The organism is Pseudomonas sp. ASL7 (assembly GCF_056680375.1).
Genome location: NZ_CM155279.1, coordinates 1056820 through 1080340, shown reverse-complemented (window position 1 = coordinate 1080340; position 23521 = coordinate 1056820). Strand labels below are relative to the sequence as shown.

Genomic DNA, 23521 nt, shown 5'->3' with positions numbered 1-23521 from the left:
TATTAATCACCTAATTGGGGTTTCGCCATGACCGACGACATCGACCAAGTGCTGATCAGCGCATTGATGGGAGACTCACGTCGATCGCTCAAGGCGCTGGCGCAAATCAGCGGCCTGTCCTCACCCAGCGTTGCAGAGCGTCTGCGCCGCCTTGAAGAACGAGGCGTGCTCAAGGGCTACACCGTCGAGATAGACCCCAAATGTTTTGGCTATCAACTCCAGGCGATCGTCCGCATCCGCCCACTGCCGGGACAGTTGCAGGAAGTTGAACGGCAAATCCAGGCCATCCCGGAATTCACCGAGTGCGACAAAGTCACTGGCGACGACTGCTTCATCGCGCGCCTCCATGTGCGCTCGATGGAACAACTGGACACCCTGCTCGACCGACTCAACACCCACGCCGAAACCAACACGGCGATCGTCAAGAAAACTCCGGTCAAGCGCCGGCTGCCCCCTATGGCATAGCCCTTGATCCAAATCGCAGACCATAAAAAACCCGCCGTAGCGGGTTTTTTACTCATGGCTGGCGATTAATCATCGCGGCTCATGATGCCGAACAGCTGCAACAAGCTGATGAACAGGTTGTAGATCGATACATACAGGCTGATGGTCGCCATGATGTAGTTGCGCTCGCCGCCCTGAATGATAGCGCTGGTCTGGAACAAAATGCAGACCGAGGAGAACAGCACGAAACCTGCGCTGATCGCCAGTTGCAGACCGCTGATCTTGAAGAAGAAGCTGGCCAGCGTCGCCCCCAGCAGCACGAAGAACCCTGCGGTGATGAAGCCACCGAGGAAGCTCATGTCTTTACGAGTAATCAGCACATAGGCCGACAGGCCGCCGAATACCAGCGCGGTCATTGCAAAGGCCGAACTGACCACTTCAGCGCCGCCCTGCATGCCCAGGTAACGGTTGAGGATCGGGCCGAGCAGGAAACCCATGAAACCGGTCAGGGCAAATGCACACACCAGGCCCCAGGCCGAATCACGAAGCTTGTTGGTGAGAAAGAACAGCCCGTAGAAGCCGATCAGCACCACGAAAACGTTCGGGTAGCCGACACGCATCTGCTGGGCAACGAACGCCATCACGCCGCTGAATGCGAGGGTGAGTGCGAGTAAGCCGTAAGTGTTGCGCAGGACGCGGCTAACCTCTAGCTGCTCAGCCTGCACGCTGTTATTAACTGCGTAATCCTGTTCGCGCATGGCGACACTCCTGTTGGTTTGAAACGTTCAGTCGCAAAGATCATAACAGACGCTCTGTAACAAGCGATGGAGAGAGTTTGACAGTGTGTTTCATTCAGGTATTATGGCGCCCGCAACGCAAAGGAGGTGTGGCCGAGTGGTTTAAGGCAACGGTCTTGAAAACCGTCGACTGTAACAGGTCCATGAGTTCGAATCCCATCGCCTCCGCCATATTTGTACCGACAAAGCCCTGAATTTTCAGGGCTTTGTCGTTTCTGGGTTTTTGGAAAAACCTTCCAGCCCATACCTTGGCCCTTGTCTTTCCATAGTTGTATGGTGGAACACAAAACACAAAACAATTCATAACCGACTGTTTTTAAATTATTTTTTTTGCACCAAATAGAATACCTGACGCGACCATGATCCAGGCCTTGGGTGTCAGCCTGGACGTCATCGATCGCTGCCAAAACCATATGCTGGCCGGCTCCCCTGCGAGGCGCCACTACCTGCATCACGATTATGCCAAGAGAAGAAACGCGCCTGGCATCTGTTGGGCAATCGACTCAGTGCCGTGCTGTCCTCAACCTACGAGCACCCACCGACCGAGTCGATGATGTCTTTTCCAGCCTCCGCCGCTACTAAATCGCTACCGTCTTCAAAAGTAGGATTCTTCAGTACTGGAATCCCCATAGCTCCGTAGATATCGCTGAGCGCTTGCTTCGGGTCGATTCCGACCCAACATGACCCGCAGCAATCGGCCAATAGCGGTATTGCTAGTTTTGTTATTTTTCCGCTGACAGATCGTCGGAGAGCTTACTTGTACGTCAGTTATGTGAAACAGAGGGATACTATTAAACAAGCAGTATTAATCTCGTATATGACCCTTCCGCCAACATAGGCAGAGCACCACTAGAAACCCGCCTGCTGACATCAGTGCAGCACAGAGAAATATCGCAGCAAAGCCAAAACCTGAGGCAACCAGGCCCATCACCGGGCCGGCCATCCCCACTGCAATATCGAAAAATAATGAAAGGGCACTGAGCGCCGAGTTACGGTTAGCGGCTGGAGTGCTCGCCAATGTCTCCACGCCTAACCCCGGATAGACCCATGACACCCCTATCCCGGTCAACACCCCGCCGCCAATGGCCAGCGTGGGAGACGGCGCGAGCCATATCAGCAACATGCCCAAGGTCTGTATAAGCAGGCAGCCGCCCACCACCTTGTAGCCTCTGAATCGCTGTAGTATTCCCGGCGACGACAATCGGGCAACGATAAAACCTGCGCCGAAACCACTTAAGCAATAAGCAGCGTAGTCCCAGCCGAGACTATCGAAATATAGTGCGACGAACGCCGTCAGCCCGCCAAACCCCACCGAGCTGCAAACCAGGACCAGACCATTGGGCATGACGGCGAACAGGACTCGATAAAAGGCCAGCCGAGCGCCTGCAACCAATGGGGCTGGGCGCTTGTCCAGAGCCAAAAGCAGGAACACCAAGCCAAGCAACACGGTGCACAGCCCCACACTGGCGATACCCAACGACTTGTGCAGCAGCACGCCCAGTGGCGCGCCAACAGCCGTGCCGCCGTAAGCCGCTATTCCGTTCCACGACATGACTTGTGCTGCCCGAGGGGCGCCACATAACCCGATGGCCCAGGTGCAGCAGGGCGTGGAGATCATGGCCGTGGACGCCCCCAACACCAACCTCCCCAGCAGTAATAGCGTCAGGGTCAACCAGGGTTGGGTGTGCAGGATAATGGCGAGCGCAGTCAGGGTGCCGCTCAACATCAATCCACTTAACCCACACACAACCGCGTATTTGGCCCCCAGGCGATCCGCCACGCCACCGGCCAAGGGGCGGGCCAGGAGTGTCGCCAAGTACTGTGAGCTGATCGCCACGCCCGCGACAACAGAGGTCAGGCCCAGGTCATTGAGGACGTAGCCCGGCAACACGGCGAGCGGCAAGCCGCTGCATACGTACGAGATAAAGTTGAAGATGATGATGGACAGGATCAGCCAATGGCTGTGAGTTGCCTTGTCGTCGTAATGGCTTAAAACACCGGTATCGCCCATCACCCATGCCGCTCTATGCCCCGTACGACATCCGCGAGCAGCTGCGGGTGCGATACGAATGGCTCGTGTGCCGTATCTATCTCGATGATCTCGCCCGCATCGGCACGTTGCGCAAAACGGCGCTGCCAGTCGACAGGCAGAATGTTGTCGCGCAAGGTGACGATGTAACTCGCCGGAATCGCTCCCGGGTATCCCACACGGCTGATGGAGTCTGTTGCCACGCAGAGTGGCGTTGTGTCCTGGCTCACTTCGTTTAACAACCACCCCAGGGTTTGTTCACTCAGATCCTGACCGAACATGGCCATGGCCAGCGCTTGAGGAGTTGTTTGCGTGGGGTCCAGCGGCCAGCCGACATGTTCCGGGCTTTCACCATGCAACTGGGTGCCAAGTAGCTCCAGAATCGATTGGCCTTCACTGGGCAATGCGCAAGCCAGGTATACCAAACGCGAATACAGTTGCGGAGCGGCCAGCACCGTCATCGGCAGCAATACCCCCGCGATGGAGTGCCCCAGCAAGACGGCCTGGTTCACGTCGAGTGCACGCAGGTCCTCATTAAGTTCGGCAACCACATCGTCGAGCCGCAGGGACACAACATCACGGCCGCGCTTTGTGCCACAGCCAGGCATATCCAGCGTGATCACTCGTTCGAAACAGCCGGGTTGCTGGTTTAGCGCCTCCACAAAGGCCCCCCAACACCACGAACCATGGTTGCCGCCATGCAGCAATACCAAATCAGTCATGCGCACGCTCCTTACTGTGGGTGCCGGTTATCCCAGTCTTGATCACTTGATTGCGTAGCAGCCCACGGCGACGACGTACCCGTTTACCCGCTGCAGAAAGGTCCTCTTGTATTCGTTCTGCCCGGTAACGGGGTTGCGCCACAGATAGGCGATTTCCCCTGTTTTATGGACGCTCATCTGCTTGAGAATTTCCTCGCCAATTGGCTTGCCGTCAGTTGAGCGCAATGACTTGAAGTCGGTGCCGACCAGCCGGGGCGTAAAGCCGTGAGCGACAAACCGCTTGGTTTTCAGGTCCACCACAAAGGCATACAGGTCCTCCTGAGTGAGCTGTTTGTCGTGCTGATTAATGAGCCCGAGGGTGGTTTTCGCGTCGCTGGCAACTTGCCCGGAAATCTGGCGCAGCAGCTGTTGTGCCTGTTCGGGGGTGGACCGTGGCATGTAGTAACCCACGGAGATCACCCGATCCTGGACACGCTGATAAAACACGCGTTTACGCTCGACCTTGGCGTGTTGCCAGTTCCACCAGCGGTATTCGGCGCTACGCACAATGCCGTCTTCTGGTTGCGAAATCATTTTCTGGAATACAGCTTTGAGGTCGTCGTCCAGTACGCTGAACACCGGTTTGCCGACCAATGAAACTGAAGGTCCGCCGCTGGCAAGCATCACACCGGAGGTATCGACCACGTAGATGTACAGCTCACCATCGACATAGGCCCCCTGCCGGCTGAATTCGGCCAGGGAGCTGTCGCCTTTGGCTTTGTATTCGGCGACGGCTTTTGCCAGCAAGGCATTGGCTCGCTGGGTGTCGGCGCCATAGGCATCCACTGGCGTTTGTTGAGCAACGCCGACAAGGGACACAAGACACAGGCCTAGAACAGCGAAAGCTCGATAAAGGCTCATTGTTGTTACTCCTCTGGTGATCTTTTTGATGTCCGAAGGTCCACCGTCAGATTGTCAATGAGCCGCGTTTTGCCGATACGCGCCGCCACCAGAATCACAAAGTGAGTATCGGTGCTTGTCAGAGGCTTTAAATCCTGGGCATTCCTGACTTCAAGGTATTCCAGCTGAAAACCGGCGTCGCTTATACGTTGATGACATTCAATCAGCTGGAGCTCAGCCACCCGCCTCTCAACCTGGATACTCGCCGCCATTTGCTTCAGACAAGCGTAAAGGACGGGGGCTACCGAACGCTCATGGTCACTCAGATAGCCGTTGCGCGACGATAATGCCAGCCCGTCCGCGGCCCGTATCGTCGGTGCACCGACAACGTCAGTCACCATATTGAGATCCCTGACCATCGAGCGGACGACTGCCAGCTGCTGATAGTCCTTTTCCCCGAAAACCGCCGCGTCTGGCTGAACAATGTTCAGCAGTTTAATGACGACCGTTGCCATGCCATCAAAGTGTCCGGGGCGTGCCGCACCGCAAAGACCTTCAGACACGTTCGGCACACTGACGATGGACTGGTCGAGCATTCCATCGGGATAGATCTGTTCGACGGCAGGGGCAAACAGCACATCACAGCCGGCGTTGACCAATTTCTCTCGATCGGCATCGGGCGTCCGGGGATAGTTGGCCAGATCCTCATTCGCCCCGAACTGGAGTGGGTTGACGAAGATGCTGGCGACGACAAAGTCCGCTCGCTGCTTTGCGCAATGAATCAGGGCGATATGACCGTCATGCAAATTGCCCATGGTCGGCACCAGTGCGACTTTCTTGTTTTCACCCCGGGCGCGGGTCACGAGCGCACGAAGCGCGCTAACCGTATCGACTGTCAGCACCGCTTCACGCCTCTTTGGCTAATTGAGCTTCGATTGCCTCAAGCAACCGAGGATCATCAGCCGCAACGTCCGGAGCGAAACGAGCAACGACCTTGCCATGGCGATCGATCAGAAACTTCTCGAAGTTCCAGAGCACGTCCGTTTTGTTGGCGGACTGGATGCCATACCCTTGCAGGCGCTCCCGGAAAGGACCTTCCCCCGTGGACTCGGGCTGTGCAGCAGTCAACTCGGCGTAGAGAGGATGCTGGTCCGCACCAACAACCGAGATTTTCGAGAACAACGGAAAGTGAATGGCATAGTTCACTGAACAGAACTCAACGATCTCCGTGTCGCTACCCGGTTCTTGCTCCTTGAAGTTGTTGGCAGGAAAACCCAGCACTTCCAGACCTTGGGATCTTTTGCTTTGGTACAGTTTTTCCAAGCCCTCGTATTGCGGGGTCAGGCCGCATTTTGAAGCGACGTTGACCACCAACAGGACTTTGCCCCGATAGTCGCCAAGGCGGCTGGCGCTGCCATCGATCTGCTTCAGCGAAATATCGTAAAGGGAGTTACTCATTTGTCTGCCTCATGCAGGTGTGCTTCAAAGGGTACGGCCGATGATTTCTTTCATGATTTCCGAGGTGCCGCCATAGATGCGGGCAACTCGGGCGTCGACCCAGGCGCGGCTGATCTTGTATTCGCTCATGAAGCCATAACCTCCATGCAGTTGCAGGAACTCGTCGAGCAGCTTGCCCTGCATTTCCGATCCCAGTAGTTTGGCCATCGCAGCGATTTCGGGCGTCAACTCGCCGCGCATCACTTTGGCCAGGCAGTCGTCGACGAACACCCGCAACATGGTGGCCTGAGCCTTGGCTTCAGCCAGCTTGAAGCGGGTGTTCTGGAAGTCGAGAACCGGTTTGCCAAAGACCTTGCGCTCACGGGTGTAACCGATGGTTTCTTCCAGCAGCGTGTCAATCGATTGAGCGGCGCGGATAGCAATGATCAAGCGTTCCCAGGCCAATTGGTGAGTCAGGTATTTGAACCCCATACCCTCCTCGCCCAATCGATTGCCAACCGGCACCCGCACTTCATCAAAAAACAGCTCCGCGGTGTCCTGCCCTTTCAGGCCGATCTTTTCCAGCAGACGTCCCTTGGCGAAACCAGCACGGCTTTCTTCGATACAGATCAAGGTCAACTCTTTGGCGGCAGGATCAATCTTGGTGGCCGTGACCACCAATCCAGCGTTGCCGCCGTTGGTGATGAAGGTCTTCTGGCCGTTGACGATGTAGTCATCACCATCAAGCCGCGCCGATGTGCGCATGGCTCGCAGGTCGCTGCCGATACCCGGCTCGCTCATCGCGATCACGCCAATCAATTCGCCGCTGACCATACGTGGCAGCCATTGCTGCTTCTGCTTTTCGGTACCGTAGGCAACGATGTAAGGGGTGACGATTTCCGAATGCGTGGTGAAACCCACGGCGGTAGCGTTGGCTCGTGCCAGTTCTTCGATCATCACCGCCGAGTGACCGAAGTCGCCTCCGGGGCCGCCGTATTCTTCGGGCACCGTGGAGCATAACAATCCGCTCTCACCGGCCTTGAGCCAGACTTCCTTGGGAACGATGCCGTTCTTTTCCCACTCATGCAGGTAAGGCACGATTTCGCGGTCGACGAAACGGCGGGCCTGATCACGGAACATGTTGTGGTCTTCTCGAAATACGCCACGCATCTTGCTTACTCCAGATCGATTCTTGTTGTTGGCGATGAGTAATCAGCGGTCCCGGTATTGCGGGTCGCGCTTGTCGACAAACGCCGCCACCGCTTCCTGATGGTCCTCGGTGTGATGCGCCAGCGCCTGGTACGCAGCAGACAACTCCAGTAGCGAGTCGAGTCGCATATGTTGGCCTTCGCGCAGCAGGCGCTTGCACAGGCGCAACGCATGGCCCGGGTTGCTGGCGATCCGCCGCGCCAGTGCTTGCGCTTCCGACTGCAGCGTTTCGTGAGTGCAAACCTGCTCCACCAGGCCCCATTCCAGCGCTTTGGTCGCATCGATAGCGTCACCGGTGAACGCCATCAGGCTGGCTTTCGGTATGCCGATGATGCGCGGCAACAGCCAGGCGCCGCCGTCACCCGGAACAATGCCCAGACGCACGAAACTCTCGGCGAAAATCGCCTTGGGCGCCGCCAGACGGATATCGCACATGCACGCCAGATCAAGACCCGCACCAATCGCCGGGCCGTTGACCGCGGCGATAACTGGAATATCCAGCTCATAGATCGCCAAGGGAATACGCTGAATGCCATCACGGTAGGTATTACGCAGCTCATAAGGCGAGCCGGCAAAGATGCCGCCGCGCTCGTTCATATCCTTGACGTTGCCGCCGGCACAGAACGCGCTGCCATTGCCAGTGAGCACCATGACCCGCACCGATGTGTCGCGACGCAGTTCGGCACAGAGGTCGACAAACTCCTGAATCTGCTCAGGTGTAGTCAGGGCATTGCGGGTTTCGGGGTGGTTCATGCGCACAGTGACGACACCGCCCTCGCGCTCGATCTGAAGAAACGGGCTCATACCGGATTACTCACAAGACGGTTTAAAGGTTGTTGGCCATGATGGGTCAGCAACGGCCAGTACCCCCGACTGCCACCCTGGCAAACCTGGGCGCCCAGACGTTGACTCCAAAGGCTCGCCGAACCGAATTCGCTGCGCCACGCCCACAACCGGCGGGTGTGCAAGTGCAGGGGATATTCCTCGGTAAAGCCAATGGCGCCATGCACCGAATGGGCAAAGCCGGCGCCAACACTGGCCGCTTCTGCCGTGCTGATTTTTGCCGCGGCAATAGTCAGCGCAGCGAGCCCGGATCGGGACTCTGCGAACGCCGCCTCGGCCGCGATACCGGCAGCAGCTGCTTGTTCAGCAAATACGGCCAGTTGCTGTTGAATAGCCTGAAACGAACCGATGGCCTTGCCAAACTGTTTGCGTTCGCCGGCGTAGTTGGCGGTCATATCCAATAGAGCGTGCAATGCCCCGGCAATTTGCGCCGAGCGCAACATCGCGCCACCCAGCTCCAGGACATTAGCGTCGAGCCCGCTGGGGAGCGGCGCTTGCGCCAGTACCTGCGCGCTGGTGAAAACCAGGTCATCGCGCGGTTCGCCAGCCACATTCAAACTAAGCGTGAGTTCGCTGGCAGCGCTACGCGGTAGCAACACCACGTGTGGAACACCGGTTGCGCTATTGGCAATCGCCACGATCGCTTCAACATTGCGTCCCCAAGGCACTGAATAGGCGGTGCCATAGACGCGATCACCTTCAAGCACCAGATCGGTGTTAGCAGCCATGCTCAGGGCGCCCGCCCGCCCCTCCAGCCCAGTCTTGCTCAGCAGCCAGTTGGCGAACAGGGCCTCACCCAAGGGTGCCGGGACTGAGAAGCGCCCGGCGGCACGGACCAGCACATACATATCAGCCCAGCTGGCTTCAGCGCCTCCCAGCGCTTCGGTGACACCCGCCAGGGTAAAACCCGACTCGTCCAGCGCGGCCCATAACTCGGCCGGCCATTCGCCGCCTTCACAGCCCATCACATAAGCCGGCGTCGCCAAATCGGCAAACAGGCGTTCAATCGTCGTTTCAAATATCTCGCGCATTATCGCAACCCCAAGCCGCGGGCGATGATGCCGCGCAGAATTTCGCGAGTGCCCCCACGCAGTGAGAATGAGGGCGCCATTTGTGTCAGGTAGGCCAGCACGCGCGCATGTTCGCTGCCGCCGTCTTGCCGTGGCTCGGTTTCCAGCAATAGCTGGGCAACCTCGGGAATTTCCTGTTCAAAGGCATTGCCGAAGTCTTTCACGCAAGAGGCCGCCCAGGCTGGGTGCTCACCTGCTGCCAGTTGTGCCGTGACCGACAACGACATGTTGCGCAGTGTCAGCAGCTTGGCCGAAAGACGCCCGACCTCCCGCGCTTGTAACGCATTGGGTGTCTTGCCCATCGCATCAATCAGTGTTTTCAACAACGCCATACAGCTGAGGAAACGCTCAGGACCGCTACGCTCGAAAGCCAATTCGGCCGTCACCTGGTCCCAACCTTTGCCTTCCGTGCCGATCAGCGCGTCGGTAGGCAACCGCACATTGTCGAAAAACACTTCGTTGAAATGCTCGCCACCGGCCAGATCGCGAATGGGCCGGATGGTGATGCCGGGCAGGCTCAGATCGACAATAAACTGCGACATTCCCTCATGGCGGGCGGCCTGCTTTTCACCGGTACGCACCAGGGCAATCATGTACTGCGAATGGTGGGCGTTAGTGGTCCAGACCTTCTGGCCATTGAGTAGCCAGCTATCACCCTCACGTACGGCGTTGCTTTTGATCGAAGCCAGGTCCGAGCCGGAATTGGGCTCGCTCATGCCAATGCAGAAGTAACTTTCACCCCGGCAAATGGCCGGTAGGTAATGCTGCTTTTGTTGCTCGGTACCGAAGCGATTGATCAGCGGTCCGCTTTGTCGGTCGGCAATCCAATGGGCCGATACCGGTGCACCGGCAGCCAGCAATTCTTCAATAATCACATAACGGGCAAAAGGCCCCGTCTCCGCACCACCGTAGGCTTTGGGCAAGGCCATGCCGACCCATCCCTTGGCGCCGAGTTTTTTACTGAACTCAGCGTTGAAGCCCATCCAGGACTGCGCACTCAAGGTAGGTGGGTAATCGGCCAACGTTTCGTGAATGAACGCCCGCACCTCTGCGCGAAGTGCTTCAGCCTCGGGGGGAATGCTGCTGTAGATAAATTGACTGATGGCCATATGCGCTCTCTAACGCTGAACACAGGCGCAATCGCCTCGAATGAAGCGACCACTGAACGGCAGCCTCTCCTACGGTCGCCGTTGGCCGACGACTGTAGGAGCAGCGGCACCTTACAACGCGGTTTGCGCGTCAGCCTGGGCGAACATCGCATTGATGTCGCCGGAGGTGACCGGCTTGTTGTCGTGGCGACCATGATCGGCACCACCAAGGCCCAGGGCAGGCTCCGTGCTAACGTGTGTGGCCTGAGCGCGCAGCGCGCCGACCGTGCAGTTTTCCCGACCGTGAATGGTGAACGGATCGAAGGAGAACTCACGCATCGCGTTCAAGTGAGTGACCTTGTCGATCATCTCTTTGGGCAGGTGCTGCAACCCCGCCCACGCTGTTTCTGGCGAGTTCGGCCAGGTGCAGTCGGAGTGTGGGTAATCGCTTTCCCAGGTGACCATCTCGGCGTTCAAGTAGTCGAGGTTCTTCAGGCCGAAGTTGTCTTCGATAAAGCAGGTGATGAAGTGCTTGTTGAAGATGTCGCTGGGCATCTTCCCGCCGAAGTTGGAGTTGGTCCACGCGTTGTGATGACGGTGAGTGAAGTCAGCGCGCTCCAGCAGATAAGGAATCCAGCCGATGCCGCCTTCGGAAAGCGCCATGCGCAGGTCCGGGAATTTCTTCCACATCGGCGCCCAGATCCAGTCAGCTGCGGAGTTGGCGATGGAGATCGGCATGGAGGTAATCCACGCGTCGATCGGAGACAAGTCCGAGGCATGGCTGGCTTTCACACCGGTGCCGATATGGCAGCAGATCACCACCTTGTTGTCGCTGCAGGCCTTCCACAGTGGGTCCCAGTAATCGCTATGGATCGATGGATAACCGTGAAGTGTCGGATTGTCTGAGAGCGAGAGCGCGTGCACGCCCTGTTTGGCCAGACGCTCGACTTCGGCGGCGGCGGCCTTCATGTCCCACCACGGCACGAGCATCAGCGGAATGAAGCGGCCTGGCGCAGCGTTGCACCAGTCGTGCAAATGCCAGTCGTTGTAAGCCTGGATAGCGGCCATGGATACGTCGCGGTCGGCGTGTACCTGGAAACGTTGCCCGGCAAAGCCCGGGAAGGTTGGAAAGCACAATGAACCGAGTACGCCGTTGGCGTTCATGTCGTCGACGCGGTCCTTGATGTTCCAGGTGCCACGGCGCATTTGCTCGTAGCCCAGCGGCTCCATGCCGTATTCCTCTTTAGGTCGACCGACCACGGAGTTAAGGCCCATGTAGCCAGTGGCCTGTTCCTCGAAGACCCACACATCACGATCACCTTTTTTGACCACATGAGGCTCACGACCCTTGAAGCGTGCAGGCATGTGGCGAGCAAAAGCATTCGGCGGCTCGATCGCGTGGTCATCGACACTGACGAGAATCAGATCTTCAACTTTCATTGTTTTCCCCTTCGCATTCGGGCTTGTTGTTGTGCCTGAATCATAGAACAAATCCTGACGAAATTAAACATTTTTGTTGAATGTGTTCATATTAATTCAAATACACAAGGTTAAGACCTTGAAGGTAGAGCGCACTGCTCCGCGACAGGCGTATGACCTGTCGCGGAGCAGCCAGAGGATTTACACGAGAAGCACAGACTCCGATCAATCCCACAGCACATGCAGGTAATGCGGACCGCGCAGCTGTGCACCGACAATCTGCGGCCCCGGCTTATTTGGGTCGAGGCGGATATTGGGCATCAAGTCGAGGATCGCATTCAGTGCGCAATTGATTTCGGTTTTGGCAACGAACTGACCGATACACATGTGTGGGCCAAAGCCGAAACCAAACGAAGGTTTTGGTTTTCGGTCGATGTTGAATTTGTCGGCATCTTCGAACGCGTCTTCGTCGCGGTTGGCGGAAGTAACGATGCATTGCACCATCGCCCCTTTGGGGATGGGTACACCGCGAATTTCCAGATCCTTCGCAGCCTGGCGCACCTTGAAGGTGGCCACCGGCTCAAAGCGCACCGCTTCATCAATGGCTTTGTTCACCAGGCTGCGATCATTGCGCACCCGCTCCAGCACATCCGGATGTTGCAAAAGCAATGACATCAATGTGCCGAAGGTGCGGGTCGTAGTTTCGCTGGCGGCGGGTAGCAGCGAGCGAACAAAGGTGGCGATCTCATGATCGTCCAGGGATCGCCCCTGGTACTCGACACCGATCAGCCGGCTGATCAAGTCATCCCCCGATGCGCCCGCTGCCCGACGTTCGGCCACCACCACCTTCACCACGTCGTATAGCGCTTGTGCGGCGTGCATCGCAGCGCCACGGGCGGCGGCAGCCTTTTCCGGATCGACTTGCGGGCCAGCCAGAATTGCCAGTGCCCAGGCGGCGTATTGCTCGATTTGCTCAGGGCGATCCTCGGGAAATCCGATCAACGAGTAAATCACCCGGATCGGGAAATACAGGGCGAAGTCCATCAGGTCGGCCCCCTTGGCCGCCACCATCGGCTTGATGTATTCCTCGCGAATCACGCGGTCGATCCGGGTTTCTTTCCAGCGATTGACCGTCTCTGGCATGAACACCGGTTGCAGTAGATTGCGCATGCTCTTGTGAGCATCACCGTCCATCGCCGTGAGGATCAAACCATCGAAGAACGCACCCAGCCCTTCGGCGATAAAGCCGCTGGTAAAGGTGCCGGCGTCACGCATGACGGCCATAACATCGTCGTATTTGAACAATGTAAAGGTGGGTCGATTGGCATCCAGCCCGGCGATGGTCGGCACGCCCAGGCGGGCCATGAAGTTGTCCTGGAGCACAGGCGAATTGGCGCGCATATCACGGTAGGTCGCGTGCAGGTCGATATTGCTGGTGCCGCGATAATTGCTGGCTACGTCGGTAAAAACCTTGGCCAGGACGCTCTGTGCAGATGTGGACATGATCGTCTCCGCTGTTATTGTCATTATTTTTTGAGTCAGCTCGCAGAAAGGCTATACCTTCCGGCTAATAATATGCCTGAGCAGGAATGTATTGGACACTTATCAATAATTCGATCAATTATTTGAGCCGTGTAGCCTGCTCAGTAGGCCTGTTGTACCAATGTCATGCGCCCACCTGCCAACATCAGCGCGCAGTACAGCCCCAGCTCCACCACTTGGGCGGTGGAGAAAAACGCGCCCAGCTGAGCAAACTGCTCGTCCTCGATGCTCAGGTAATCGCTGGCGAACAACTCGGCATAACGAAGCGCTGCACGCTCGGCGAGCGTGAAGTGCTCGCTGTCCGTTGCCATGCACGCAATGTCTTCATCGGTGACCCGGTCGGATTTGCGCGCCAACTGGCAAGCCTGGCAGGTGGTGATGCTGGCAATCTTCAGCCGTACCAGCTCGCGCAAACGCTCATCGAGCAGGCTGTCGTTGTGCAGGCTCTCCATCAACTCCAGCCAGGCCAGTGCCACCTTGGGTCGATGTGCCCAGACCTGCACTGGCGTCGTAGAACTGAGCATCCGGCTGCGCTGACCACGCTCGACCGCGTCTTGCAACGCGGCCGGCATGGCACCCAGAGGAATCAACGGCAAGCGCGCCATCTCAATCGAGCCTTTCGATGATGGTCGCCGTGCCCATCCCACCGGCACAGCAAATCGCCTGCAACCCATAACGCCCACCACGGCGCTCGAGCTCATTCAACAGGGTGGTCATCAAACGAGCGCCGCTGGCTCCCAATGGGTGCCCGAGAGCAATGGCGCCACCGTTGACGTTCAACTTGCTGTGCGGCACACCGGTTTCCTGCATCCAGGCCAAAGGCACGGAGGCAAACGCTTCGTTGACTTCGAACAGATCGATGTCATTGATATCCAGCCCGGCCTTGCCAAGCACCTTGCGAGTGGCGTCAATCGGACCGGTGAGCATCAATGTCGGATCCGACCCCACTGTGGTGTAGGCCACAACACGCGCCCGCGCCCTGAGCCCAAGTTTTTTCGCAGTGTCGGCACTCATCAACAGCAACGCTGCCGCACCGTCGGAGATCTGCGACGAATTGCCAGCGGTAATGCGTCCGGTGTCCGGACGAAAACTGGTTTTTAGCGTCGACAGTTTTTCCCGCGAGGTATCACGACGAATGGTCTCATCGTGGCGCAACACAGCAGCGGGTTCCGTCAGTTCTTTTTCACGGAGTGCTTCGACCGCAATCGGCACAGTTTCATTATCGAAATAGCCGGCATCGGATGCAGCAGCTGCGCGCTGGTGACTGGCGAAAGCAAAATCATCCAACGCATCGCGGCTGAGCGCCCACTTGTCGGCAATACGTTCGGCCGCCTCGCCTTGACTGGTCAGCTCATAGCGCTGCGTCGCCATCCAGCCAAACGCTGCGCCGTGGATCTCACGGTTGCTGCCCATGGGTACGCGGCTCATGTTTTCCGCGCCACCCGCCACCACGATATCGGCAGCCCCCGTCGCAATAGCTCCAGCGGCCAAATGCACGGCCACCTCACCCGAACCGCATTTACGATCAATGGTCAGCCCCGCAACGGTGACCGGCCAGCCGGCACCGAGCAAGGCCGTACGGGCGATATTGGCGGACTGTTCGCCAATCTGCGTGACACACCCGAAGATCACATCATCGACCAGCGTGGGCGAAACATCGACACGCTCCAGTAAGCGGCTGATCACCAACGACCCAAGGTGATCGGCGCGCACGCCGGCAAGGCTGCCGCGAAACTTACCGATTGGTGTACGTACCGCATCAACAATGACGATGTCTTTCATAGCGCACTCGCCTTGAGCCCTGAACCCGGTACTTGTTTACCCTCCTCATAGCGATAAACCCCCTGCCCAGACTTGCGACCCAGTCGCCCGGCGGCGACCATTTTGATGATCAGCGGGCAAGGCCGGAATTTTTCGCCCAAGGTCTGGTGCAGATAACGCAGTACCGACAACCGGGTGTCCCAGCCGGTCAGATCCCCTAGCTCCAATGGACCCATCGGGTGGTTGAAACCCAAGCGCAGCGCCGTGTCTATGTCTTCGGCAGTGGCGGTGCCTTCCTGCAACATCCACATCGCTTCGTTACCCAAGAGCGCTGACATGCGGCTGGTGGTAAGGCCTGGCGACTCATTGACGACGATCGAGGTTTTACCGATCTGCTCGCACAGGGTGCGTGTGCGCGCCACCACTTCATCGCTGGTGGCCAAGCCACGCACAAGCTCCACCAGTTTCATTTTGTGCACGGGGTTGAAGAAGTGCATGCCGATCACGCGATCCGCACAGTCCACCGACGCTGCAATCTCGGTCACGCTGAGGGCCGAAGTGTTGGTGGCGATAATGGCGTTCTCCGCCAGCAGCGGCGCCGCTTGACCAATCACCGCCTTCTTCACCGCCAACTGCTCGGAGACTGTCTCCACCAGCCAGTTGGCACCCATCGCAGCTTCGCTCAAGTCGCTACAGATCAGCAGATTGGCCAACGATTGCTGCGCTTTTTCTTCACTGACTTTGCCTAGACGCACACCATCGGCAAGAATCTTTTCGATGCTTGCCCGCGCACTCGTCAATGAGGCGGCATTGGTATCAACCAACAGCGTATTGAAACCGGAGCTGGCGAACGCATGTGCAATACCGGTGCCCATCAGACCGGCACCGACGACGACGACTTTTTCTTTATTGGCGTTCATGTTTGGCTCTCGATTAGGCGCGGTTCTTTTTACTGACCACATTGCGCAATGTACCGATGCCTTCGACGCTGGCTTCGACCACATCGCCTTCCTTGAGGAACAGACCGGTACCCATCCCCACCCCCGCCGGCGAACCGGTGAACAGCACGTCACCACTGGCAAAACTCGAACGCTGCTGCACGAAGCGGATCAGTTGACCCACATCCCAGGTCATTTCGCCGGTGGAGCCGTCCTGGCGCACTTCGCCATTCACTTTCAAGGTCAGGCGCAGCCGCGGTGAACCCTCAGGAAACTCGTCCTTGGTGACGATCCAGGGCCCAAGGCCGGTGGTCCGGTCCTGGCTTTTAGCCGCAAAAAGATCCATGCCAATACCTGCCGCCCCGCTGCGTTGCAGGTCTCGCGCGCTGACGTCATTGCCGACGGTGTAACCGAGCACGCAAGCGAGCGGGTCTTCCAAGTCAATCTCGTCAGTGCCGATCACTGCCACCAGCTCAACTTCGTGATCGAGCTCCTCAGTCAGTGGCGGAAAACGAATCGGGTCATTGGCTCCAATCAGCGCGCCATAGGCCTTGAGAAAAGCCACCGGCTGTGCCGGCGCCTTCAATCCGAATTCCACCAGGTGCTTGGCGTAATTGGCACCCGCCACCACCACCCGGTTAACCGGTTCAATCGGGGGCAGCAGGCGCACCTTTGACAGAGGCAGCGATGGCCCGGCGAAACGTACCGAACTGATACCGCGCCCTGCCGCCACCGCGGGCGCCCAGTCTTTGAAATCGCCGGAAATGGGGGTCACTTGATCTTGAGCGACATCCACGACAGCCCAAAAAACGCCTGTAGCAAAATACTCACAACGCGCCAGTTTCATCAGGCACCTACCTTGCCCAACTTGGCAGGATCCAGGTGCAGCAAGCGGCATGCGTTTTCATAACGAATCTTGCGCATGTCAGCATCGGACAACTTCAGACCATGGGTCAGATCGTGGCGTACGGCATCGCTGCCCCCGAAGTTGCTGCCGTACAGCACGTGGTCCGCACCGATGATGTCGACCAGAGCCTGGCGCATCGGCACTTCATGCAGTTCTACGTCGAAGTAGAAGTTTTTCATGTACTCCAGCAACGGCTTTTTATTGTATTTAACGTCAAGGTTCTCGTTGGTCTTGGCCAGACGGCCGAGTTGGTACGGTACATAACCGCCACCGTGGGTGATGTACACCTTCAGGTCGGGGAAGCGATCCAGCACGCCGCCGCAAATCAGGTTCCAGAAACAACGGCTTTCGTCGTACTGCATGCCCACGATGGCAGTGGTTTCATAACGGTCGTCGTTGGCGTTCTTGCCCCAGGTAACCGACTGGTTGTAGCCGTGAATGAACATCGGCAGATCCAGGTCACAGAGGGTTTTCCACACCACATCGAGTTCAGGCGAGTCGAACTCCAGGCCACCGAAGTTGGCGCCGCCGGCGACCAGACCTTTAGCGCCCAGTTCGGTGCAGGCGTGGCGCAATTCAGCCGCCGCCGCTTCAGGTGCATTGAGAGGTACATGAGCCCAGAACATTAGGCGATCAGGGGCTGCGGAGCAGTATTCAGCCATCGTGTTGTTGACGGTACGGGCAAACGGTACGGCAAATTCGGCTTCAGTCCAGTACATGTAGCAATGGGATGGGACGGAAACCACCTGCACGTTCTGTCCAGCGGCATCCATACCGGCCAGGCGCACTTTCGGGTCAGCCCAGCGAGCAAAATATTCCTCAAGCTTGGGACCATTGCCGGAGCGCACGGCAGCCTTACGTTCTGGCGATCCGAGACCAAGAATCCAATCACCTACACGCAGCTTGATATCGCCGTCGGCGTGTTGCTCGAAGAACGGCCCCCAGTGAGGGTGCTGGTTGTAATAGCCAGGAAGGGGTGCGTGGGCGTGTAGATCGATAAGCATGTCTAGATTCCTCGAAGTTGGCACTTTTTTGTTGGTTATTAGCGCGGTGCCTTCACGCGGCCAGGATCAAACTGCCGCGAAAAGGGGAAGCCGAGGGGCTCACTGCTAAGACCAGAGCTTAAATTCAAATTGATCATAAATCAAAATACTGTTCAATTTAATTTAAAAATCTGCGGGGAAGCCCGAGCCAGAGCCTTCTACCCGAGTCAAAAAACGCCTCACAAGGTCAAAATATGGAGTCAGACAACAAAAAGTGCAGTGCGCAGGCAAGCGAAAAATAGCGCGCAGAAACGCAAAGCCCCCGATATACGGGGACTTTGCCTAAAGCGAAGGGGGGGGGATCGGAGGTCAGCGGCGGGTGCGGGAGGTGGAACCCATGATCAACGCACCAAGCAGTTTTTTCACCCGTACCGGGAACAAACGCCGCCCCGCCGATTCCGGCACCAGGACTTGGCTCATCACGTAACGAATGATCATTTCGCAGATCAGCTCACGGTCAAGACGCACCCCAAGGCGCTCGTCCCAATCGTCGAAAACAATGTCCAGGCCATCCTGAAAGCGCACGATCGAATCGTGGAAAATCCGCCGAAAGAAGCCCAATGCGTATTCAGGGGCGACCACCAGCAACCGCTGGGCACGACTTTGCTCAAGGTAGTTGTCGAGATAGGCAAACAGCGCATTGAGGCGCGCATCGGGATCACTGATACCGCCCAATTCCTGCGACAGCGAGGTGTGGAAACTTTCGCGTTTCTGCCGGGAAAAGGTGTCCAACAGGTCTTCTTGCGAGGCGAAATAGCGATAAAAGGTGCCGCGCGATACACCGGCGACCTGGCACACATCCAGGATTGAAATACGATCCGCGCCAGACATCAGCACCACCTCTTCAGTGGCTTTAAGGATATTGGCGATGGTTTCTTCCGAACGACGGTTCGGCTTGACCTTGGTGCCCGCCACTGCATTAGCGGCAGTACGTCGCTCAACCGCTTTTAACGAGCCCGTCTGTGCATCAGGCAGCGTATTTTTTTTTGTTTTGATGGCCGGCGTAGGCGCTTCTTCTTTCTGGGATGCGGCTTTTGGCATGAGTTGACGGACTCGTAGAGAGTAAAGATAGTGCAACACTAGCACAGGATATGTTCATAAATAAGTTTACATGTTCAAATTATCGCTAAAGACATTTTACTATTTTGCATTTAGAATCAAATTCTCTAATCAAAATAAAATCAGGCAAACCAACAGCTGTGGGTGCCTAAAAGGAGAATATTCATGGGCAGCAGTGGCAATCCAGAAACCTGGGCAGTGGGAGAACGAGACACTGTCATCGAAGCGCTAGATCGTGCAATAGCAAGGTGTCCAGACAAAATATTGTTGGATTTTAGTGGCGAGTTATACACTTATGCTCAGGTTGACTCACTCTCAACCAAGATGGCCAACGCCCTCGCCACCTTGGGCGTAAAAAAAGGTGAAACAGTGCTGACAATGCTCGATAACAACATCGATGCGGTCATCACCTGGCTGGCCATCAATAAACTCTGCGCCGTGAGTGTGCCGATAAACACCGCGCTCAAGGGCGAGTTTCTCCGCCATCAAATCGCCGATACCGGCACCTCAGTGGTGATCTGCGAAGCGGCCTACCTGCCACGCATCACGCCGCTCGCTGAACAACTGCACGACGTCCAGCACATCCTTCACCGTGGCACGCTTGAGACGGTAGCCGATTGTCGAATTCGCATTGCGCCGCTGGATGAGTGGCGTGGCCATGACGCCACCCCACTGTCCAATAAACCGCAACCGTCAGACCTCGCCTGCCTGATTTACACCTCAGGGACCACAGGCCCTTCCAAGGGCTGTATGATCAGCTACAACTTCATGTGCAACCTGGCGCGCCTGCAATTGCGGGCCGGTCCAGCCAGTGCCGATGACGTCACCATCACACCATTGCCACTGTTCCACATGAATGCGCTGTGTGTATCGATCATCGCCAGCATCCTGGTGGGCGCGCGTGCCGCTATTCTCCCGCGCTTCTCGGTCTCGAACTTCTGGCAGGAAGTGGAGCGTTCGGGCGCGACCATCGCCTCGATCCTTGGCGGTATGGGCGGACTCCTCGCTCAGGCGCCAGATAATGAAGCGATGCTGCGCTGCGTCGGGCAGATCCACACCGCTCGAGGCAATCCTTACACCGAAGAAACCAAAAAAGTCTGGCGCGAGCGTTTCGGTACCAAACTGGTTGGCGGCAACGGCTATGGACTGACCGAAGCGTGCGTCATCACCTCGCTGGCCGCCGGCGAATACGCCGCACCCGGCTCGTCGGGAAAACGCATCGCGGATTTTGATGTCAGGATAGTCGACGACTTCGATCAGGAAGTACCACCCAACTGCGCCGGCGAAATCGTGGTACGCCCGCTGCGCCCGGACATCATGTTCCAAGGCTATTGGCGCCGTCCGGAAGACACCCAGAAGTTGATGCGCAACATGTGGTTCCACAGTGGCGACATTGGCAAATTCGATGACGACGGCTTCTTCTACTTCGTCGATCGCAAGAAGGACTACCTGCGCCGCCGGGGCGAAAACATTTCCAGCTTTGAAATGGAAGCAGCTTTTGCTGTTCACCCGGCGCTGGCCGAAGTGGCGGTACACGCTGTGCCGTCAGATAAAGGCGAGGACGATGTGAAGGTCACAGCAGTGCTGCATGAAGGCGTAACGCTGGACCCGGAGCAACTGTTCCATTGGGCTACCGAATCGGTGCCCTACTATGCCCTGCCGCGCTATATCGAGTTTCGCAGCAACTTGCCGAAAAATCCGCAGGGTCGGGTGTTGAAGTATTTGCTGCGTGATGAAGGTAAAACCCAGAGCACCTGGGATCTGGAAACCACATCGATCGTAGTCTCCAAGAAGTAACCGTCCCTACCTGGCAGGCATCGGCCATCCAACGTAGAAAGCCCGTCTAGTAGCGGGCTTTCTCGTATCTTGGGCCTGGTGTCGCCTTTGTAGGAGCGAGCTTGCTCGCGATGAATTCAAGGACAACGCGTTTTACCGGAACGTACGCGTTTCGTTAACGTCCATCGCGAGCAAGCTCGCTCCTACATTAATCGGGGGAAATCAGTATTCGCGTACGGGAATGCCTTTGGGGCGGGAGTTATAACCGGGAAGATGCAGGCCACCGTCGACATGAATGGTTTCGCCAGTGATAAAACGCGACATCTCGGACGCGAGGAATACCACCACCGGGCCGATGTCGGCCTCAGGCTCGCCACAGCGGCCCAGTGGACGCATCGAAGCGGACATTTCGGCAAAGCCGGGGTTCTCTGCGGCGAGTTTGTGGAAGGTGGCACCCATTGCGGTAGGAGCAATGGCATTGGCACGGATGTTAAAACGCCCCCACTCAGACGCTGCGCTGCGGGTAAGTCCGACGATCGCAGACTTCGCCGTGTTGTAGTCGCCGTGCAGCCAGGCACCGATCTCGATATCGATGGAGTAGAAGTTAATGATCTTGCCGCCGCCCCGCACTTTCATATGAGGTAGCGCGGCTTTCATTGCCCACCAGGCAGCCCATACCGTAGAGCCGAGGGTTTGCTCCAGCATTGCATCGGTTTTTTCTTCCAGAAGGACATTGGGGGTTGGCGCAAAGGCGTTGTTGACAAGGATGTCCAGGCCACCAAATTGATCAACGGCCAATTGCACGGCGGCTTCGATATCGGTCTTGCTGCACACGTCGGTCTTGATGAATACCGCCTTGGCGCCCAGCGCTTGCAGTTCGGCGACTACGGCCTCGCCACTGGTGACATCCAGTTCGGCAACCACCACAGCGGCCCCCTCTTTGGCAAAGTTCAGCGCGATGCCGCGCCCGATTCCGCCACCCGCACCCGTAATCAGCGCAACCTGTTCATTTAGCAGTGCCATAGCCACTCCGTTTTTTTGTTTTTAGTGAACATTCTTGGTTATAGTGTCTAAATATAGCGTATTTCTTCAGACTGAGCAGTACTGGAACAAGGATATTGAGGATGACTGTATTTCGTCGCCGCGTAGACATCATTACTCATCAAGCCGAAGGCACAGGTGAAGTCCGGGCCGCTCTGAAAGACGACTTCCACCACTTCCGTGCATGGGTTCATCACCATGAAGGTGAAGTCACGGCCATCGGCGGTGAAGCGTTGCGCTTTCCCTATACCATGTGCCCGCAGGCGTGCGTTCAATTACAGCAGTTGCTGGGCATGAAACTGGACCGTATAGCTCACTCCGTCACCCGGCAAACTGACGCCAGCCATCAATGCACCCACCTGCTCGACCTGGCGGGTCTGGCCATTGCAGCGGCCGCGCGAGGCAGCCACCAACGCCGCTATGACATTAGCGTCGACCAGCGCATCGACAACCGCACCCGCGCCACCTTGATACGCGATGGCAAAGAAGCGCTGACCTGGGAAGTGAACGGCACAATGATCGAAGGGCCCGCCCCCTACTCCGGCATTAATCTTCGCGAAGGCATGGCACGCTGGGCACTCAATGCCCTCACCGAAGAAGTCTCCGAAGCCGCATTGCTACTACGCCGCTGTACCCTCATCTCGATGGGACGCGCCTTCAACCTCGACGAGCAAGTTCATGCGGTGAACAGCGCCCGCTGCTACAGCCAGCAACCCGAACGCGCGGCACAGGCGCTCCGAATGAAGGGATCGACCCTGGACTTCAGCCACGAACAGTTGAGGTTGTGTGCTCAGGACCAGGAGTGGCTGAGGCAGAAGCTTTAGCCTTGCCACTCTTGCGTCAACAGCAGCGCCGTCAATGCCCTCAGGACGCGGCGTTCCGGGTTAGAACCGGACCGCCGATGCAACCTAGAGGAAGACGGCCAGATTGGGCGTGCCGAGCACCGCCTGGTCAATGATGACTTCGCGCCGGGACAACTTGAACCCTGCCTCATGCAGGCGCAGCACATCACGTCGCTCACCGCTGATGATATCGACACGGTGATCGTTGAAACGGCTACGGGTCAGCATCAGGTAGCTGGTCACCACAAACTCATCGCTCTTGTCGGTTTCTTCGACAAACACGTTGGTCACCAGACGCCGGGTACGCGAGGGCGGATCTTCCGCCCAGGCGCTTTTGCCGGACAAGCGCAAAATGCGGCCCATGATCGAACGGTAGTCATCGTGGTAATGCTGAACACTGCGCACAATAGTGGTTCTGAGCTCGGACGCCACGCGAGTCTGGCGCAACGGCACGGTGTACACCAGGTCGGTGTCCAGGCGTTCGGCCCACTCTTGCAGGCGAATCTGGTCGAGCAGCGTGGCTTCCTCGTAGAGAAAGGTCACCACATCGTTGTAGATCGGCGAGCCCACCGGCACCCGCTTGGTACCGACAGGGGAACCCGGCTGGATATCCTCCACACCGCGTTGTTGAACCTGAGCCATGAGTCATTCCCTCACTTTTATTCTTGTACTTGT

The 23521-nt window shown here is 57.3% G+C and carries 23 protein-coding genes, 1 tRNA gene and 1 pseudogene; 5 read left to right on the top strand and 20 right to left on the bottom strand.

The window, feature by feature from the left end; all coding sequences use genetic code 11:
* Positions 1 to 27 precede the first annotated feature (27 nt).
* Positions 28 to 465, top strand: a complete 438-nt coding sequence (locus AC1MDT_RS05040) for an Lrp/AsnC family transcriptional regulator (protein ID WP_480420988.1) — start codon at positions 28 to 30, stop codon at positions 463 to 465.
* Between the two features lie 65 nt (positions 466 to 530).
* On the opposite strand, the gene AC1MDT_RS05035 is transcribed toward AC1MDT_RS05040, so the two are convergent.
* On the bottom strand, positions 531 to 1202 hold the full coding sequence (locus AC1MDT_RS05035; protein ID WP_480420987.1) for a Bax inhibitor-1/YccA family protein: 672 nt from the start codon (positions 1200 to 1202) through the stop codon (positions 531 to 533).
* A gap of 122 nt (positions 1203 to 1324) precedes the next feature.
* Between AC1MDT_RS05035 and AC1MDT_RS05030 the strand changes: the two genes are divergently transcribed.
* Both AC1MDT_RS05030 and AC1MDT_RS05025 read left to right on the top strand, forming a co-directional pair.
* Positions 1325 to 1412: transfer RNA gene (locus tag AC1MDT_RS05030), tRNA-Ser, on the top strand.
* A 182-nt stretch (positions 1413 to 1594) separates the two neighbouring features.
* Positions 1595 to 1881: pseudogene (locus AC1MDT_RS05025) on the top strand (site-specific integrase); the annotation flags it as partial.
* 165 nt (positions 1882 to 2046) lie between these two features.
* Here AC1MDT_RS05025 and AC1MDT_RS05020 read toward each other — a convergent pair.
* From AC1MDT_RS05020 to AC1MDT_RS04940, 17 genes are all read right to left on the bottom strand, one after another.
* On the bottom strand, positions 2047 to 3252 hold the full coding sequence (locus AC1MDT_RS05020; protein ID WP_480420986.1) for an MFS transporter: 1206 nt from the start codon (positions 3250 to 3252) through the stop codon (positions 2047 to 2049).
* Positions 3252 to 3992, bottom strand: a complete 741-nt coding sequence (locus AC1MDT_RS05015; protein WP_480420985.1) for an alpha/beta fold hydrolase — start codon at positions 3990 to 3992, stop codon at positions 3252 to 3254. The genes AC1MDT_RS05020 and AC1MDT_RS05015 overlap by 1 nt, the downstream gene beginning before the upstream one ends.
* Before the next feature lie 42 nt (positions 3993 to 4034).
* Entirely contained in the window at positions 4035 to 4892 is an 858-nt protein-coding gene (locus AC1MDT_RS05010; protein WP_480420984.1) for a cache domain-containing protein, read from the bottom strand.
* Between the two features lie 5 nt (positions 4893 to 4897).
* Positions 4898 to 5773, bottom strand: coding sequence for a pantoate--beta-alanine ligase (panC, locus tag AC1MDT_RS05005; protein WP_480420983.1), 876 nt, complete (start codon positions 5771 to 5773; stop codon positions 4898 to 4900).
* A gap of 4 nt (positions 5774 to 5777) precedes the next feature.
* Complete coding sequence (locus AC1MDT_RS05000; RefSeq protein WP_480420982.1) at positions 5778 to 6329, bottom strand: glutathione peroxidase; 552 nt, start codon at positions 6327 to 6329, stop codon at positions 5778 to 5780.
* A gap of 24 nt (positions 6330 to 6353) precedes the next feature.
* Entirely contained in the window at positions 6354 to 7478 is a 1125-nt protein-coding gene (locus AC1MDT_RS04995) for an acyl-CoA dehydrogenase family protein (RefSeq protein WP_480420981.1), read from the bottom strand.
* A gap of 42 nt (positions 7479 to 7520) precedes the next feature.
* Positions 7521 to 8321 (bottom strand): crotonase/enoyl-CoA hydratase family protein, encoded by an 801-nt coding sequence (locus AC1MDT_RS04990; RefSeq protein ID WP_480420980.1) that lies wholly within the window; start codon positions 8319 to 8321, stop codon positions 7521 to 7523.
* Positions 8318 to 9391, bottom strand: a complete 1074-nt coding sequence (locus AC1MDT_RS04985; RefSeq protein WP_480420979.1) for an acyl-CoA dehydrogenase family protein — start codon at positions 9389 to 9391, stop codon at positions 8318 to 8320. The genes AC1MDT_RS04990 and AC1MDT_RS04985 overlap by 4 nt, the downstream gene beginning before the upstream one ends.
* On the bottom strand, positions 9391 to 10539 hold the full coding sequence (locus AC1MDT_RS04980) for an acyl-CoA dehydrogenase family protein (protein WP_480420978.1): 1149 nt from the start codon (positions 10537 to 10539) through the stop codon (positions 9391 to 9393). The genes AC1MDT_RS04985 and AC1MDT_RS04980 overlap by 1 nt, the downstream gene beginning before the upstream one ends.
* A 111-nt stretch (positions 10540 to 10650) precedes the next feature.
* Positions 10651 to 11958: an amidohydrolase family protein gene (locus AC1MDT_RS04975; RefSeq protein WP_480420977.1), complete on the bottom strand. Its 1308-nt coding sequence runs from the start codon at positions 11956 to 11958 to the stop codon at positions 10651 to 10653.
* 204 nt (positions 11959 to 12162) lie between these two features.
* The gene (locus AC1MDT_RS04970; RefSeq protein ID WP_480420976.1) at positions 12163 to 13440 is read right to left on the bottom strand and encodes a cytochrome P450; all 1278 of its coding nucleotides are present in this window, start codon (positions 13438 to 13440) and stop codon (positions 12163 to 12165) included.
* A 140-nt stretch (positions 13441 to 13580) separates the two neighbouring features.
* Entirely contained in the window at positions 13581 to 14084 is a 504-nt protein-coding gene (locus AC1MDT_RS04965; protein WP_480420975.1) for a carboxymuconolactone decarboxylase family protein, read from the bottom strand.
* Between the two features lies 1 nt (position 14085).
* Complete coding sequence (locus AC1MDT_RS04960) at positions 14086 to 15261, bottom strand: thiolase family protein (RefSeq protein ID WP_480420974.1); 1176 nt, start codon at positions 15259 to 15261, stop codon at positions 14086 to 14088.
* Positions 15258 to 16160 carry a 3-hydroxyacyl-CoA dehydrogenase gene (locus AC1MDT_RS04955; RefSeq protein ID WP_480420973.1) on the bottom strand — a complete coding sequence of 301 codons (903 nt, stop codon included), beginning with the start codon at positions 16158 to 16160 and terminating at the stop codon, positions 15258 to 15260. Before AC1MDT_RS04955 ends, AC1MDT_RS04960 begins: the two co-directional genes overlap by 4 nt.
* 13 nt (positions 16161 to 16173) lie before the next feature.
* The gene (locus AC1MDT_RS04950; protein ID WP_480420972.1) at positions 16174 to 17025 is read right to left on the bottom strand and encodes a fumarylacetoacetate hydrolase family protein; all 852 of its coding nucleotides are present in this window, start codon (positions 17023 to 17025) and stop codon (positions 16174 to 16176) included.
* The gene (locus tag AC1MDT_RS04945; RefSeq protein WP_480420971.1) at positions 17025 to 18089 is read right to left on the bottom strand and encodes an amidohydrolase family protein; all 1065 of its coding nucleotides are present in this window, start codon (positions 18087 to 18089) and stop codon (positions 17025 to 17027) included. Before AC1MDT_RS04945 ends, AC1MDT_RS04950 begins: the two co-directional genes overlap by 1 nt.
* A 348-nt stretch (positions 18090 to 18437) precedes the next feature.
* Positions 18438 to 19169 carry a TetR/AcrR family transcriptional regulator gene (locus AC1MDT_RS04940; RefSeq protein WP_480420970.1) on the bottom strand — a complete coding sequence of 244 codons (732 nt, stop codon included), beginning with the start codon at positions 19167 to 19169 and terminating at the stop codon, positions 18438 to 18440.
* A 183-nt stretch (positions 19170 to 19352) separates the two neighbouring features.
* Here AC1MDT_RS04940 and AC1MDT_RS04935 point away from each other — a divergent pair, with 183 nt between their 5' ends.
* On the top strand, positions 19353 to 20984 hold the full coding sequence (locus AC1MDT_RS04935; RefSeq protein WP_480420969.1) for an ATP-dependent acyl-CoA ligase: 1632 nt from the start codon (positions 19353 to 19355) through the stop codon (positions 20982 to 20984).
* 201 nt (positions 20985 to 21185) lie between these two features.
* Here the strand turns inward: AC1MDT_RS04935 and AC1MDT_RS04930 are convergent, their stop codons facing one another.
* Entirely contained in the window at positions 21186 to 21986 is an 801-nt protein-coding gene (locus AC1MDT_RS04930; protein ID WP_480420968.1) for an SDR family NAD(P)-dependent oxidoreductase, read from the bottom strand.
* A gap of 101 nt (positions 21987 to 22087) precedes the next feature.
* Here AC1MDT_RS04930 and AC1MDT_RS04925 point away from each other — a divergent pair, with 101 nt between their 5' ends.
* Positions 22088 to 22828 (top strand): DUF2889 domain-containing protein, encoded by a 741-nt coding sequence (locus tag AC1MDT_RS04925; protein WP_480420967.1) that lies wholly within the window; start codon positions 22088 to 22090, stop codon positions 22826 to 22828.
* Between the two features lie 84 nt (positions 22829 to 22912).
* Here the strand turns inward: AC1MDT_RS04925 and AC1MDT_RS04920 are convergent, their stop codons facing one another.
* On the bottom strand, positions 22913 to 23488 hold the full coding sequence (locus tag AC1MDT_RS04920) for an aromatic-ring-hydroxylating dioxygenase subunit beta (RefSeq protein ID WP_480420966.1): 576 nt from the start codon (positions 23486 to 23488) through the stop codon (positions 22913 to 22915).
* Positions 23489 to 23521: the final 33 nt, after the last annotated feature.

Excerpts from the sequence above, each read along its gene's own strand:
- AC1MDT_RS05010 (WP_480420984.1), bottom strand. The coding sequence starts at position 4,892 with ATGAGCCTTTATCGAGCTTTCGCTGTTCTAGGCCTGTGTCTTGTGTCC.
- AC1MDT_RS04935 (WP_480420969.1), top strand. The coding sequence starts at position 19,353 with ATGGGCAGCAGTGGCAATCCAGAAACCTGGGCAGTGGGAGAACGAGAC.
- AC1MDT_RS04980 (WP_480420978.1), bottom strand. The coding sequence starts at position 10,539 with ATGGCCATCAGTCAATTTATCTACAGCAGCATTCCCCCCGAGGCTGAA.
- AC1MDT_RS05000 (WP_480420982.1), bottom strand. The coding sequence starts at position 6,329 with ATGAGTAACTCCCTTTACGATATTTCGCTGAAGCAGATCGATGGCAGC.
- AC1MDT_RS04985 (WP_480420979.1), bottom strand. The coding sequence starts at position 9,391 with ATGCGCGAGATATTTGAAACGACGATTGAACGCCTGTTTGCCGATTTG.
- AC1MDT_RS05020 (WP_480420986.1), bottom strand. The coding sequence starts at position 3,252 with ATGGGCGATACCGGTGTTTTAAGCCATTACGACGACAAGGCAACTCAC.
- AC1MDT_RS05035 (WP_480420987.1), bottom strand. The coding sequence starts at position 1,202 with ATGCGCGAACAGGATTACGCAGTTAATAACAGCGTGCAGGCTGAGCAG.
- AC1MDT_RS04920 (WP_480420966.1), bottom strand. The coding sequence starts at position 23,488 with ATGGCTCAGGTTCAACAACGCGGTGTGGAGGATATCCAGCCGGGTTCC.
- AC1MDT_RS04940 (WP_480420970.1), bottom strand. The coding sequence starts at position 19,169 with ATGCCAAAAGCCGCATCCCAGAAAGAAGAAGCGCCTACGCCGGCCATC.
- AC1MDT_RS04950 (WP_480420972.1), bottom strand. The coding sequence starts at position 17,025 with ATGAAACTGGCGCGTTGTGAGTATTTTGCTACAGGCGTTTTTTGGGCT.
- AC1MDT_RS05040 (WP_480420988.1), top strand. The coding sequence starts at position 28 with ATGACCGACGACATCGACCAAGTGCTGATCAGCGCATTGATGGGAGAC.
- AC1MDT_RS04970 (WP_480420976.1), bottom strand. The coding sequence starts at position 13,440 with ATGTCCACATCTGCACAGAGCGTCCTGGCCAAGGTTTTTACCGACGTA.
- AC1MDT_RS04965 (WP_480420975.1), bottom strand. The coding sequence starts at position 14,084 with ATGGCGCGCTTGCCGTTGATTCCTCTGGGTGCCATGCCGGCCGCGTTG.
- AC1MDT_RS04925 (WP_480420967.1), top strand. The coding sequence starts at position 22,088 with ATGACTGTATTTCGTCGCCGCGTAGACATCATTACTCATCAAGCCGAA.
- AC1MDT_RS05015 (WP_480420985.1), bottom strand. The coding sequence starts at position 3,992 with ATGACTGATTTGGTATTGCTGCATGGCGGCAACCATGGTTCGTGGTGT.
- AC1MDT_RS04960 (WP_480420974.1), bottom strand. The coding sequence starts at position 15,261 with ATGAAAGACATCGTCATTGTTGATGCGGTACGTACACCAATCGGTAAG.
- AC1MDT_RS04945 (WP_480420971.1), bottom strand. The coding sequence starts at position 18,089 with ATGCTTATCGATCTACACGCCCACGCACCCCTTCCTGGCTATTACAAC.
- AC1MDT_RS04955 (WP_480420973.1), bottom strand. The coding sequence starts at position 16,160 with ATGAACGCCAATAAAGAAAAAGTCGTCGTCGTCGGTGCCGGTCTGATG.
- AC1MDT_RS04930 (WP_480420968.1), bottom strand. The coding sequence starts at position 21,986 with ATGGCACTGCTAAATGAACAGGTTGCGCTGATTACGGGTGCGGGTGGC.
- AC1MDT_RS04990 (WP_480420980.1), bottom strand. The coding sequence starts at position 8,321 with ATGAGCCCGTTTCTTCAGATCGAGCGCGAGGGCGGTGTCGTCACTGTG.
- AC1MDT_RS04995 (WP_480420981.1), bottom strand. The coding sequence starts at position 7,478 with ATGCGTGGCGTATTTCGAGAAGACCACAACATGTTCCGTGATCAGGCC.
- AC1MDT_RS04975 (WP_480420977.1), bottom strand. The coding sequence starts at position 11,958 with ATGAAAGTTGAAGATCTGATTCTCGTCAGTGTCGATGACCACGCGATC.